This window comes from Flavobacterium pectinovorum (assembly GCF_022802975.1).
Classification (GTDB): domain Bacteria; phylum Bacteroidota; class Bacteroidia; order Flavobacteriales; family Flavobacteriaceae; genus Flavobacterium; species Flavobacterium pectinovorum_B.
The window spans coordinates 129,412-144,106 of the sequence record NZ_JAFEVZ010000010.1; the positions used below are offsets into that span (position 1 = coordinate 129,412).

The 14,695-nt window shown below is 35.9% G+C and carries 6 protein-coding genes; all 6 read right to left on the reverse strand.

Annotated elements, in window-relative coordinates:
* Positions 1-129: 129 nt before the first annotated feature.
* The 6 genes from FLV_RS14760 to FLV_RS14785 all read right to left on the reverse strand — a co-directional run bounded on the left by FLV_RS14760 (position 130) and on the right by FLV_RS14785 (position 14,633).
* Positions 130-1,776 (reverse strand): glycoside hydrolase 43 family protein, encoded by a 1,647-nt coding sequence (locus FLV_RS14760; RefSeq protein WP_243234908.1) that lies wholly within the window; start codon positions 1,774-1,776, stop codon positions 130-132.
* Positions 1,777-1,947: 171 nt separating this feature from the next.
* Positions 1,948-3,597, reverse strand: coding sequence for a DUF5123 domain-containing protein (locus tag FLV_RS14765; protein ID WP_243234909.1), 1,650 nt, complete (start codon positions 3,595-3,597; stop codon positions 1,948-1,950).
* Between the two features lie 100 nt (positions 3,598-3,697).
* On the reverse strand, positions 3,698-5,587 hold the full coding sequence (locus tag FLV_RS14770) for a RagB/SusD family nutrient uptake outer membrane protein (RefSeq protein WP_243234910.1): 1,890 nt from the start codon (positions 5,585-5,587) through the stop codon (positions 3,698-3,700).
* Positions 5,588-5,607: 20 nt separating this feature from the next.
* Positions 5,608-8,817, reverse strand: coding sequence for a SusC/RagA family TonB-linked outer membrane protein (locus FLV_RS14775; RefSeq protein ID WP_243234911.1), 3,210 nt, complete (start codon positions 8,815-8,817; stop codon positions 5,608-5,610).
* Between the two features lie 81 nt (positions 8,818-8,898).
* Entirely contained in the window at positions 8,899-9,714 is an 816-nt protein-coding gene (locus tag FLV_RS14780) for a hypothetical protein (protein WP_243234912.1), read from the reverse strand.
* 578 nt (positions 9,715-10,292) lie between these two features.
* Complete coding sequence (locus tag FLV_RS14785) at positions 10,293-14,633, reverse strand: hybrid sensor histidine kinase/response regulator transcription factor (RefSeq protein WP_243234913.1); 4,341 nt, start codon at positions 14,631-14,633, stop codon at positions 10,293-10,295.
* Between the last annotated feature and the right edge of the window lie 62 nt (positions 14,634-14,695).

Below are 14,695 nucleotides of genomic sequence, written 5' to 3' on the forward strand. Positions count from 1 at the left end.
ACTTTTTTAGTTAATAAACTGTTTAGTAATAAATTAGAAACTATTCTCGATACATTTTTTATTCCGTTTTACTGCATAAAAACACTCGAATTGACGTTTTTAATCAACCAATGAAGTTACATCCTGTTTTTAATTTTCTTCTACTCTAAACCAGTCATAATCTGCATAACTACTGTCACTAATCAGTTTTGTTCCTGTTGCAAAAAGTCCAATTTTTGCTCCTACCCAACGTCCAGCACTTGGTTTAAACGGTTTTCCAAACTCTTTGAATTTTTTGCCGTCAGTACTGTAATAAAAAGTGACTTTAGCATCATAAGGTTCAATGTTTTGTACCATTTCAACTTTGGCACGGAAAAACACATTTTTTTGATCAATAGGAATAGCCGTTATTTCTGTCTCGATATCTTTAGAAGTCCTGGCATTTTTCATCTGGCGCTGTACCAGTTTTAATTTCCCATCTTTATCCTGCTCTATTGCGATATAGGCGTAATCTTCGCCAAATACGATTAAACCTGTGCCGGATTCTTTTGCATCAGGATTATTTTCGAAGCTAAGCTTTGCTGTAGCAGTAAAATTGGCACCCGGAAATTTTTGCAACAGTAAATTTGGCATCATCCACATTGATTTTATATTCTCATTGCGTGGAATACAGTTCAGACGCATAAACCCTAAATTAGCCGATGACCATCCCCAATGCCCTCCGGGATTTAGATTAGCCTGCCATTGCCATTGTAAACCCAATTGATGTGAATTAAACTCATCTGAAGAAACCAAAGGAGTTGCAGGATAATTTTTGCCCACATTTGGCTTTGTGTGTTCCATAACCGGCTCACCTATGCCATCGTTGTTACTGTCTTTCCCCATAATTGGCCAGCCCTCTTTCCAGGTAACAGGCTGAAGATTGACAACACGCCCATAAGCCCAACGATCCTGAAAGTGTATAAACCATCCGTCTCCGTTAGGTGTTTCTACATATCCACCCTGATGTGGCCCATTCATTTTTGTTTCGCCCTGATGCAAAACGATTTTTGACTCATAAGGTCCCCAAACATTTTTAGAACGCATAGCCAGCTGCCATCCCGGTTTTACACCTCCCGCAGGAGCCATAACCCAGTAATAACCATCTTTTTTGTACATTTTAGAACCTTCAACAGTTGTATGACCATTATGTCCATCAAAGACCATCGCCGGATTACCAATTAGTTTGGTACCATCTGGCGCAAGTTCTGACAACATTAAAACGGTTTTTACAGCTGCACGGCTTCCTGCAAATGCATAAGACAAATACGCTTTTCCGTCCTCATCCCAAAACGGACAGGTATCAATGATTCCTTTTGCCTCTTTTACTAATATTGGTTCATCCCAGGTACCTGCGGGATCTTTGGTTTTAACCATGTAGATTCCAAAATCAGGATCACCCCAATAAATATAGTATTCGCCGTTGTGATAACGGATTGACGGAGCCCAGACACCATCGCCGTGACGAACGGTACGATAATGCTCAACAGGAAATTGATTTTGCAATGCGTATCCAACTAATTCCCAGTTTACCAGATCATTTGAATGAAGAATAGGAAGTCCCGGAGAACTGTTAAAACTGGAAGCAGTCATATAATAACCGTCTTTCCCTGCACATACATCGGGATCTGAATAATCTACATGTAAAATGGGGTTTTTATACTTTCCGTTTCCTAAATCGCCATTCCATCCCTGAGCATTTGCTCCTAATCCATAAACTGTCAAACTGATGGACAGTACTAATTGTTTTAATTTCATTTTAAATAGTATTTAATCAACATGTTTTTACTAAAAACATTTATATATAAGACACTGATTATCTACAGACGACATGTCTGAGGTATCAGCATTAGAAAAAACATGGTAGGAAAAAGAAGTATCCGGGGTTGGGATACTTCTTTTTTAAACTAAACAATTAACCAACAATATTTAAGGAAGCCATCTGGTATCTCCAACCTTGTTGGTTACAATTGGAGAATTCGGATCCTTAATTGTTAAATCTCCTGCAGTAGGATTCACAAATAAATTTTGTGCGCTAATGCCCAATTCAGTTCCTTTAATAGCTGCAGCACCCAGCAGATAGTCTGTAGTCGTGTAGTTATTACTGAATTCTGTTGTAGAATTTGCACCAATAGCCTGAATAACTTTTCCACAAGCAGAGGCTAGTAAAACATTTTTAAAGATTAAAGTAGAGCCTATTGCCGAAGGGATATTAATCAATCCGCGGTTAAAAGCATAATCATAAATCGTTAAATTTTCAAATTCAAGACGAATCGGATATGCCGATGATCCATAATCAAATAAATTTTTAAAATTTCGGTTTTTATCAGTTGCCAGATAATAATCCCTCATATAAGTAATGTTTGAGAAAAAAGCCTCTTTAACATTGTCTGCACCGGCAGAACCAAAGACGAATGTACCATAAGTCCCTGAATGCCCACCTACCTGATCAAAGGTGCAATATCTCATATCAATTTTTCCTATTTCTTTGTATTTTCCGTTGCCCTGATGTCTCCAGAAACCGCGTTTAAAATGATTGAATACACAGTTATAGAACTTAATATCTCCAATCGTCCATGAAAATCCACTGTTAAAGAAGTAGCTGGCATCAATGGTTTGATAAAAACGAATGTTTTCAAACTCCAATGAATTCAAAAATGATCCTTCGGTAATATTCCAGTTTCCATTCATTTCAATTTGAGGCATTTCTCCCTCCGTACCTCCTGTAAGTTTAAAACCTTTTGAAATCGCAAATGGCGTAATCTTAAATAATGAACCTGCTTCCAGGAAATATACTGTTCCTTCCGGAATTGTAGCGTCAGTATTGTTTTTTCTCAACAATGCATCTAAATCATCTCCTTTCATAACCAAAATTTGTCCTGGCGATGGTCCTGCCGAACGGAAATTTTCCTGATTGTATGGTCTGTCGTAAACACGTAATTTATTATTGTCATAAACATTTACATTGTAGGCTGTACTTTTTTCCAGACCTTCTATCTTGGCCTGTCCGATGCTTATTTCTGCAGATGTCAGTTTGCGGCCTATAGCCGGAATTTCTTTAGACTGTGCCGGTACAACCGATATACTATCTACAGGGTTAGCCGCATCAACTGTCCAGTTTATAGTTACTTCAGTTTCTGTAATATTTACCTTTTCAACAGTTTTCAATATTTTGGCATAGTCAGGACGTTCTTCTGTTAAAGCATTTGTGTAAGCCCATTGCGAATTAAACTTAGGATCATTACTATTCGCACGAACTCTAATATAAAATTGCGTTTTATAAGGAATATCGTCCATCAAAATTTGAGTATCAGTAATCGTGTACGTTTTGAAAAGACTGGAATAGTAATTGTCTAAATGCAATTCTACTGTATAGGAAACAGCATCATTTACTTTGTACCATACTACTGCAATAGAATTACTTTTAACCACTGGGGCTGTAAGTACAAATTTGGGCTGAAACAAATCTCCAACCTTTGCATAAGCAAATTCGTCTTGCTGACAAGAGTTTAGCATTCCTCCAAGCAAAATCATGCTGAAAAATGATAAAATATAGATTACTCTTTTTGAATTTTTCATATGTGAAATTTTATTGTTTTTAATTGGTAATATGTAATTCGCATTTTCAATTGGTGTTGCGACCACTTTTTGATTATGCTCATTTCATATCTAATTCAATTTAATAGTTAAAACCATAATAATTCTGAATAGCTCCTCGATGGTCCGAAATCACTTTAGCAGGATAAGGACATAAATAACGTAAAGGAGTATTAGGAGACACACTTGAAGCATTGTTGAAATTTATAAAACCTCTAAAACTCCACTTAATTTCGTTCATTGGCTCATAACTTGCAGTCTCGTTATTAAGCGCATACCATTTAGTAGCAAATACATGTTCAGTATAACCTGCCGGTTTTGCCTGCAAAATTTCATCTATTCCTTTTATGTCTAAAACGGTTTTACCTGCATTACCCGGAGATGGAATGTTTTTCCAGTAAATACTTCCAGGAACAAGATCTATACCCGGAACATAAGCTCCATTGGCTACTTTACCCCAGTTTACGAATTTGTTATACTGATTGTAAATTACTTCACTGTATTTATTCCAACGGGCTAAGTCAAATTTACGCTTACTTTCTCCGCCAAGTTCCCAGGCACGTTCATCCATAATTGCCTGAAAAAATAAATCAGGATTTGATTTAGATGCAACATAGCTATCTACTTTTACTGACCAGTCTGCCTGACTGAAAGCTCTGCGGCGCACTCGTTTTAGACATTCCTGAGCATCCTGGCGAGGGCCAAATCGTTCGTTTACAGCTTCTGCATACATCAAAAGTACATCAGCAAATCGCATCCATGAGTAATTGACACCGGTACCTTTTTGACTTGTGCTGCCAAGTGGAGAAGTGTAAAGTTTTGACCATTTTGCAACAGCCAGCCTGGCTATGTCCAAGCGAATAACCTGATTTAGATTTGCATCATACGAATAAGGTCCGCAGGTAATATCACGTCTTAAATCTTTGTTATCAAACGAGTATAGGTATGTTCCTGCCAGACTAACGTTTCCTGAAGCACTTCCGTAAGCATGGTTTCCTTCAACAATCGGAATACCAACAGCATAACCATATTCGCCCGAAACACCTCTTAATAAAGGCAATGAAAATATAACATCATCAGTAGTCGGTGTTACCCAATTATTTTGTCCAATCCAAAAATTAGCATAGCTTAATTTCAGGTCATGCTGTCCTTCATTGATTACTTTTCCTAAATACTGGATGGCAATATCATAATACAATTCATGATTTTCTCCACGAACCATCTGGCCAATATTTGCAGCATCGCTATCCGGGCGCAAAGTCCAGCCTCCACGGGTAAGTGCAAGTAAACCAATCAAACCCTGATTAAAACTTCTTGATGCACGCTCTGTACCATACTGCACTACGCTTGCATATTGCATTAGTGGCTCTACTGATTTTAAATCATCTATTAGAAATTCAAGAATTTTATTTCGGTCTGTAACTCCTACCCTAAAATCTTCATCACCGGTTGATGATTTTGTACGAAACACAACATCTCCCCAAATACGAATCATATCCAGATACACCATCGCACGAATTGTTTTAACCTCTCCATACATCTGTGTGATATTTGAAGGCTCCGTTTTACTGGCATTTTTGTACAGATCTGAACCTTCAATCCCTTCAATAACATCATTGGCATTATTGATAATTTTGTACATGGCATTCCAGGTAGCATTCAGCGTTGTCCAATAAGGTTTCGGCTCAAAACAGGCAATGTCAGAACCGTTAACATTTACTGCATTAGTATTAACCGATGCCATCTCTACATCTGTATTCGGATTAAAAACAAAAGCAAGTCTGTTAGAGTAGGCATCGTCTGTCAGCATAAGTGTATATACTCCTGCAACAGCTGATTTTATTTCACTTTCAGAACTAAAAACTTCATCCTCGGTAAAACCAGTTGCCGGATGTACCTCTAAATAGTCCTCGCAACCTGTCAGACACAGTGCGAAACTAAATAGCATACTTAATAATATCTTTTTATTCATGATTTTAAGATTTAATTTAATTAAAATGATAACTGAGCTCCCAAAGTGTAATTTCTTGTTCTTGGATACGCATTATGATCGATGTTTGGTGTTAATCCTGTTGATAGGTTAACTTCCGGATCATAACCTGAGTAATTTGTCCAGACAAATAAATTAGTACCCGTTGCATACAGACGAACTTTGTTGAAAATTAATTTCTTAGTTATGGTTAAAGGAACTGTATATCCTACAGAAAGTGTATTTAATCGTAAGAAAGAACCTTTTTCGACTGCATAAGACGAAGCAATTGGACGACCGATTGAAGTTGGACTCCACATGGTAGCATTTTTATTAAAATCTGCCAAAAGTTCCGGCGAATAGCGAAGGTCGTTCCCCATATCATCAAAATTTCTCCAGCGATTTTCCAACGACACTTCCATTCCCATATTGTTTTGGTTGTTTTGATACCAGGATGTCATCATCACTTTGTTTGCATTGAAAACATCAAACCCAGTCACAAAATTGAAAAAAGTAGAGAAATCAAAATTTTTCCATACAGCATTCAGTCCAAAACCTCCTGAATATTTAGGGTTGGTATCACCAATAACTTTTCTGTCGTTTGCACCAATTACATACGTATTTGGATCTGATGGATCAACAGGCGTCAGTTTTTTAAATTTAGCATTTCCCGGACGAGGATCCTGAGACAGATTTTTGGAGTTGGCTACACCTTCTTTTAGTTTCCATGTTTTGGTCAATGGATCAAATGAATCGAAATCATCCATGGTATAAAAGCCATCATTAACAAAACCGTAAATCAAACCTTTTGTACCCCCTACATAAGCACGATAATCGTCATCATTTAACAATTGTGTTCCTGCCCATCCCGAACTAAGTATCCATTCATTCTCTCCACTTGAAAGTGCATCAATTTTATTCTTGTTGTATCCAATATTGAAATTTACATCCAGATGAAAATCTTTTTGCTGAACTACGTTGGCATTAATGGCAAATTCAATTCCTTTATTAGATGTCTGTCCCACATTGGTCATAATTTTACTAAAACCTGATGCTCCCGGAATATCAGAAGGCACTAATAAATCTTTAACTGTATTTTGGTAAATTTCTACATTACCGGTAATTCGTTCATTAAAAAAACCAAAATCAACACCAAAATTAGCTGTATAAGTTGTCTCCCATTTTACATCAGGATTGTTTAAATAAGTTACCTTACCATTAGGGTTATAAAAATTATAGTAATAATGACTTTCTTCTCCCCAGCCCACTGATCTGTCTTGTGAAACGCCATAATATTTAGCATACAAATCGCCATCAATACGGTCATTACCAGAAACTCCGTAACTTAAACGTAATTTTAAATTTGAAATAGTTGTGCTTTCCTTCAGGAATTTTTCATTAGACATTCTCCAGGCAAATGCTGCTGCCGGAAACATACCCCAGCGATTATCAGGACCAAACTTAGTCGAACCGTCAGCACGAATCGTAAATGTTGCCAGATATCGGTCATCATAACCATAATTTACACGACCAAAGAAAGATGAAATTTTATTAGGTGAACCTTCTTTTGATTCATTAGCATAACCATCACCCAAGGCAAGATTATCCAACGCTTTTTCAGCTGTTATATTTGCAGGAAAATAACCTGTGTAATAAGTTTTGCTGGCACTTCTCTGATCCTTCATTTCCTGCCCCACCATAACCTGAAAATCGTGAAGTGTGTTAATTTTGAAATTATAATTCAATACATTATTTAATTGTGTACGAGGGTTTTGTGTCATTTTCCAGCCTACTACCGGAAGTCCTCCGTTTTCATTCGCCTTACCCGTTTCCAGACCCCAAAAACGGCCGTCTTCTTCATACTGGTATTCGAAACCGAATGAGCTTCGAAAACTCAAACCTTTCACTATATTCCATGTTAATGCTCCTACTGTATTGAATGTACGTTTTATACGATTACGATAATTTCTTTGAGCTTCCTGCATCGGGTTGAAACGTCTCACTGGCAAATAATCTTCCGGATCAAAATAAGTATCATCTTCCGGCAATGTCATATAATCCTGTAAACCCTGAGTAGGTGCCTCACGTAATGCTCTAAGCAAATTAACCGATTCAGTACCTGCCCCTTCTATGGTTTGATTGATAAAACGGGATTGAAATTCAAAAGTAAATTTATCAGACAATTTGGTATTAAGCGTTAGGTTCATGTTGGTTTGTTTTAAACCGGTTCCTACTAATACCCCTGGCTGATCCTGATTCGTAATAGCGAACTTAAATTTGGTTTTTTCGTTACCGCCATTCATACTAAAGTCAAGGTATTTCGTAATTGGGTTACTGCCAAAAATTTCATCCTGCCAGTCTATTCCTTTGTTACCTTTATAAATATACATTTCATTAGCCTGCCCAAAACGATTATAAAAAGCACTCGGATTTGAAGTTCTTCCTCTTTCGTACTCATATTGCATCATAACATATTCATACGGATCCATTACATCTACACGATTTGCTAATGTTTTAATTTGCATGTAACTGTTTATATTTACCGAAACTTTCCCTGCTTTAGGATTTTTTGTAGTTACCAAAATAACTCCGTTTGCACCACGAGCACCATATATAGCAGTAGAAGCAGCATCTTTTAATACTTCTACAGATTCGATATCTGTTGGCGGAATATCATTTAGAGTCGCAACTTCAAAACCGTCAACCAAAATTAAAGGTGAATTATCCTGTGTAATAGAACCTCCTCCACGAATTCGGATCATGATTTCAGAACCCGGAGAACCATCAGCCGAAGTAATCTGAACCCCCGGCAATTTACCAACCAAGGCTTCCGCTACAGAGCTGGTTGGAACTTTTTCTAATATTGTCCCTTTGATACTGGAAACAGCTCCGGTCAGGTTTCCACGTTTTTGTGTACCGTAACCAATAACCACTACCTCATTCAATTCACTGGTCGATTCCTTCATTTCGATATCAATCCCCGAGGTACGTCCATTTAAAGGTACCGTTGTATCTTCCATACCAATAAACTTAACCACCAAAACAGCTGTTTTAGGGTTGTTTACTTTGATGGAAAATTTTCCGTCAAAATCACTGGTAGTATTTGCTTTTTCATTTTTGACAATAATTGTTGCGCCCGGAATCGATCCCATTTTATCTTTCACAATTCCAGTCACAGTTACTTCCTGAGCATATCCGCTAATCGTAAGGAACAAGACGATTAAAGTGCTCATGATATGTTTTTTTATCATAACTACTATATTTTATTTCGATTTAGATTTGTTTTTTTAAATCTGTTCATCATTGGATTTTATTTATTTCGCCTGTACTTCTCCATTTATGGTTACTACATAATCTTTAATAATTGGAGTATCCGCATCATTTAGGTTAAAATCGATGTTAGTAACCCCATTTCCTAAAATTGGAAAAGAGCCTTCAAATTCTTTTGTTTTTACTACAACTAAATCTGCAGTCATAAACTCTATACGAACAGTAACATTGTTCGCCGCTTCATCAGTCTGGAATACAATAAAATCGTCTAAGTAATTAATTCCACCAGTTGTCGTTTTCTTAGATCTGGAAACGGACATATCTCCTTTTATAAAGGTTTCGTCAGAGACTTTGTATCCGGTACGTTTTACAAAAACAGTTGTTTTAATAACAGAATAACTAGGATCTGCTACGATGTCTTTTGACTTTAATCGTAATGTACCCGTTCTGCTACGGATGTTCAGAGTAAGTTTTTCATCAAATGGTGTTGCGTAAGGAACTGCTGCCGAAAGATTTACTTTTTGATCCGCATTTACTGATTGCGGAACAATAAAATCATTTAGGTTAACTGGTAAAAGGACCATTTCTGCAGGGATATCAGATGCAATAAACTTATAACTACCTTTTTCCAGTGCAAAACGATAAAGTGAACTATAGTTGCCAAAATAATCACCGTTATCTTTATAAATAAAAATAGGCCTTGTTGAAATACCTACATTTATATTCCATGGTGCACCATTCAGCTGAAGCTCGTAATCTTTTACAATCGAAGGTTCGTATTTCATTTCATCACCAGAACAGGAAGTCATCATGAAAAGAAGTACACCTACTCCGAGTATTATTTTTTTTATGTTTTTCATATCATATTATTTAAAATTGAAAATTGTTTACTGTTTCGTAAATGTTTGCCTATTTAAAAATAGGTTCGCCAGTGAATAATAGAATGAAAGAGCCGGTTTGTTTCATAAGCTTGGTTTATTAGTTAGTTAAGAATTAGTTAAAATACTTTAGGTTATAGGGCAAAACTATAGATAGTGAATCGTAATTTGGTGTAAATATTGCTTTTCGAGGAGGGTGAAATCACTATTTTAGCGAGAGTAATTGATGAATTACTAATTAATTAGGATATTTTTTACATTGTGTAAAAAAATACACCAAAATAAAAACAGAGTTATATTTATTTAACTCAAAATTAAGTTTGAAGGATAAATAAGGATTAGAATTTTTAATTATCAGGCTGAGTCAATTCGGCTTTGCTCAGGGTAAACTAAGTCAAAGCCCCGCTCCAATAAGTTAGTACAAAAAAAAAACTTTAGAACTAAACGAGCCTTCGACTTCGCTCAGGGTGACACTTGTGGTAGAAACAAAATATGGGTTTCTGTAAGGCTTCGCTCAGGGTGACATTGGAGTATCCACGAATCTATTTTTGAAATTTTTATTAGCGATGTACGCGACGATATTCAGCCGGAGTATAATTAAATTTAGCCCTAAAACACTTTCCAAAATATTTCAGGTCATTAAACCCAACTTCAAAACAAATTTCCTTAATCAGTAAGTCTTCATTTTTAATAAGCTCGGCTGCTTCATTCAAACGCATATCACGAATAAATACTACTGGCGAAACTCCCGTAATACTTTTAAGTTTATTAAAGAAACTGGCTCTGGACATGCACATTAATCTTCCTAATTCATCAACTGAAAAATCTGATTTTGACATGTTTTCCTTTACCAGTTTAATCACCTGGAACATGAATTTATGATCTTTATTGGAAATTTGCAAAGGCTCCTCTTCTGAAATTTCAGTCATGTTACCTGTTGAATATAAATTTTGAAGACGTAAGCGCTGTTCTAAAACATTCTTAACCCTTGCCCGCAAAAAACTTACATTAAATGGCTTTGTTATATAATCATCAGCACCATATTCCATTCCTTCCAGTTTACTTTCAATAGCTGTTTTTGCACTAAGTAAAATAACCGGAATGTGACTGATTGCAAAATTATTCCGAATTAATTTAAGCATTTCTATACCATCCATGTGCGGCATCATGATATCGCTAATGATAAAATCAGGAGATAATTCTTCCGCTTTTAAGTTTCCTTCTATGCCATTTTCTGCTACATATATTGTGTAATCCTTTTCTAAGACAGAAACGATAAAAGCTCTCAACTCCGGATCATCTTCTACAATTAATCCTATCGGTAATTCTTTTTCGGCTTCTTCAAATGAAATTAAATCCGGCTCACTTTCGAACGTTACATCATTTACTAAATCTGCTTCGTCTTCCTCGAACAAAATATCTACATCATCAGTAAAATGTTTATACCCTTTTAAAAAGCTTATTTGAAAACTGCTCCCTTTGCCGGGCGTGCTTTCAACTGAAATAGCTGCACCATGTTTATCTGCGAGATCTTTCACAATAGAAAGACCAATTCCTGTACTTGGGTTAAATGGATTTTCATTGTAATTTGAAAAACGCACAAACAATCGTTTTTGAAGTATTGGACTAATACCCGGACCATTATCTGTAACCTTTAAAATAACCAGCTTTTCAGATTCCTCTACTTCTACCTGAACGGTATCTCCTTTATGACAATATTTAAAGGCATTTGAAAGCAGATTGACCAAAATTTTATCAAGGCTATCGGGATCAGCCCATACATTTGATTTTGAAGCCCTGTTGTTTACTTTTAGTTCAATATTGCGCTGTATGCTCATTTCGCTAAAATTTTCACCTATTTTTGAAGCAAAATCACCTAAATCTATTTCACTCACCACCAGTTTTCTGTCCTGAATTCTTCTTAAATCTAAAATCTGATTAACCAAATTCAGCAATTTAGTACTGTTTTTTTCAATTATGCGAAGCTGTCCTTTTACAGAATCTTTAATATCATTATCCGTAAGCATCACTTCCAAAGGTGCCGTAATCATAGTAAGAGGAGTTCTGATTTCATGCGAAATATCGGTGAAGAATTTTAATTTCAATTCACTCATTTGCTTTTGCAGCTTTACGTCATTTCGCAGTTTTAAAATAGTTGCAATTGCACGTCGAACGACTAAAAATAAGCCAATAGCCATTAACAAATAACAGAAGTAAGCGAAGTGAGTTCCCCAAATCGAAGGTCGAATCGTGATTTCAATTCGTCTTTCGTTATCTGCCCATAAATTATGACCATTTGTAGAAGATACGATGAGCGTGTATTTTCCTCGATCTAAATTGGTATAATTAATAGACTGTCCTCCTTTAAGGTAATTCCATTGTTTGTCAACGCCTTCAAGTTTATAGCGATACACAATATTCTCGCTTTTAATGTAATCTAAGGCTGAAATTTGAACTCTGAAAAAATTCTGGTCGTGCTGTAGTGTAACTTCTTTAAGTAAATCAGGATTTCCGGGAGTTTCAGGGTTTATTTCGTGCAATTGTTTGTCATTAACCGAAAATCCGGATATTGCCAAATAGGGTTTGAATTGAAAAGGTTTAATGGCTTCAGGCTTGAAATAAAGTGCTCCATCTGAATATCCTACCACAATTTCACCATTTGCAAGCCGGCATCTTGTGGCTTCCGAAAATATTTCGGTACCAATAATCGATTTCAATTCAGGAAATGTTTCGGCACTATTTTTTTTAGGGTCAAAGCGCACCACCTGATTGTCGCTCATAAGCCAGATTTTACCTAATTTGTCTTCTTGTAAGGCCACAACTCCCTCAAGTGGAAAAGCAATATTTTTGTTCCAAATAGGTTTAACTTTTAACTGGTCTTCTTTGTCTAAATCCGCTAAAATTAAGCCTTTTCCATTCGTAGCCAATGCTAATCGGTTATCAGATGTTATCAGGACATCTAAAATATCATTGCCCGAAACCTGCGAAAACTCTTTAAATTTTATATTACCCGGCAATTTATTTTCTGCTGAAAAAGAAAACAATTTATAAGAAGAGATAAAAAACAATTGATGTTCTTTGTTTTCAACTATTGAGCGAACTTTATCAGCATTTTTTATAGGATAGTTTTTTAGTTCGTTTTTATGATTGATAAAATGAAAACCATTATTTGATTGGCGAACCAGATTAATTCCGCCACCCCAGGTAGTTACATATATTTGACCATTTGATGCCTGAAAAACTTTATAAATATTATCAGAGTTAATGCTGTAAATGTCTTTTTCGTCATATTTATAATGGCTTACCTTATATTTAAACGACTGTCCTGTTGGGGTCAGGCAAAACAATCCATTACCACGTGTTCCTATCCATACTCTGCTATTGGTATCCTGCATCATACTGTAAATATCAGCTCCCCATGCGGAATTTCCATTAGACAAAATACCATCAGACCCCAACATTCCAATCTTCTTTTTTTGAGCATCGAATATGGTAATATTTTCAGAACGGCTGGCCACCCAAAGATTGCCATTTTTGTCACTCATCAGGCTTCGAACATTATGTTTTTGACGATTACCTGATGTTTCTAAATTTAATGTGGAAAAATTACGATTGTTAAACGTTATAAGGTCTAAGCCCTGTTTGAATGAGCAAAACCACAGATTGCCCAACTTGTCAAACATAGCGGTATGCATCACATCAGAAACGGTTTCTTTAGATTCCTTGATGCACCGCATTATAGAAGACAATTTGTTTTGTTTTTTATCCCAATAAGCAAATGGTCCTTTATGTGACTGAATCCAGACTGTTCCGTCAGGCGAAGTAATCAGAAAACTTTTCTGGTCTGCTCCAACAACAGGAGGACCACTTGAATCAGCCTGCATGTATTTTAACTTTAGTGTAACGAAATCGAATTGATACACCCCTGAATTTGGCGTTTCAAACCAAAACTGACGTGAATGAGTAACGTCTAAATAATTAATTTTCTCGGCAGGAAAACCGGGTAATGTTTTACTATTGTAAAGATCCAGTTTACCTGTTTTTATGTCATAAAAATAAAATCCTTGTGCACTGGTTATTATGAGCACTTTGCTGTTACCGACCAATTTTATTAAGGTAATATCTTCTTTTATGCCCAGATCAAAATCAAAAAAAGTATTTGTTTTTTTTGTGTAACGTTTAAATTTGCCTTTTTCACCTCCAAACCATACATCCTCTCTTGTTTCCAAAACGGAATTAAACGAATATGATTTTCCTGAATGTCCGGCCATATTTGAAAAGAAATATTCCGGCGTAGTTCCTGATTTATTTAATCTGCAAATTCCGGCTTCTGTTAAAAACCAGCTTGTTCCCAAAGTGTCCTCAAAAACATCTCCAATTATGCCACAATGTTTTGCAGGGTCAAAAGTAATTTTCCGGGTTTGTTTGTTATTTTGAAAAACAATCAGGGAGTTTTTATCTTCGGTGAAGATCCATACTTTTCCTGATGGCATCACTTTAAACTTTTTAAAAGCAATGTCAGGAGATTTAATCGATTTTTTTTCTATTGGTGAATGAAATGTTAACTGATGTGTGTCAAAATAATAAATATCATTTTTTTCAGACTGAATCCAGATTCGTCCGTTTTTATCAAATTTAAATTTGGATACCCGATTCGACATTAAGTCTAACGAAGAATTTTTTTCTACCCTGAAGTTTTGAAAAGTATTTCCGTCATAACGAATCAGACCATTAAATGTTCCCAGCCAAATGAATCCTTTTTCATCTTGCTGAATACCCAGAATACGTGATTGGCTTAACTTTAAATCATTCGAAAAATGAGTCAAAATACCAGATGGCTGAGCCGTACAAAGGATACAGATCAAGTAAAAAAAAATTAAAAGCAGGTTTCTTTTTAACATTTATATTTTTATTAGCTTAAAGCAAAGACAAAAATATCAAAATTCTTTTACCAACCTAAAAT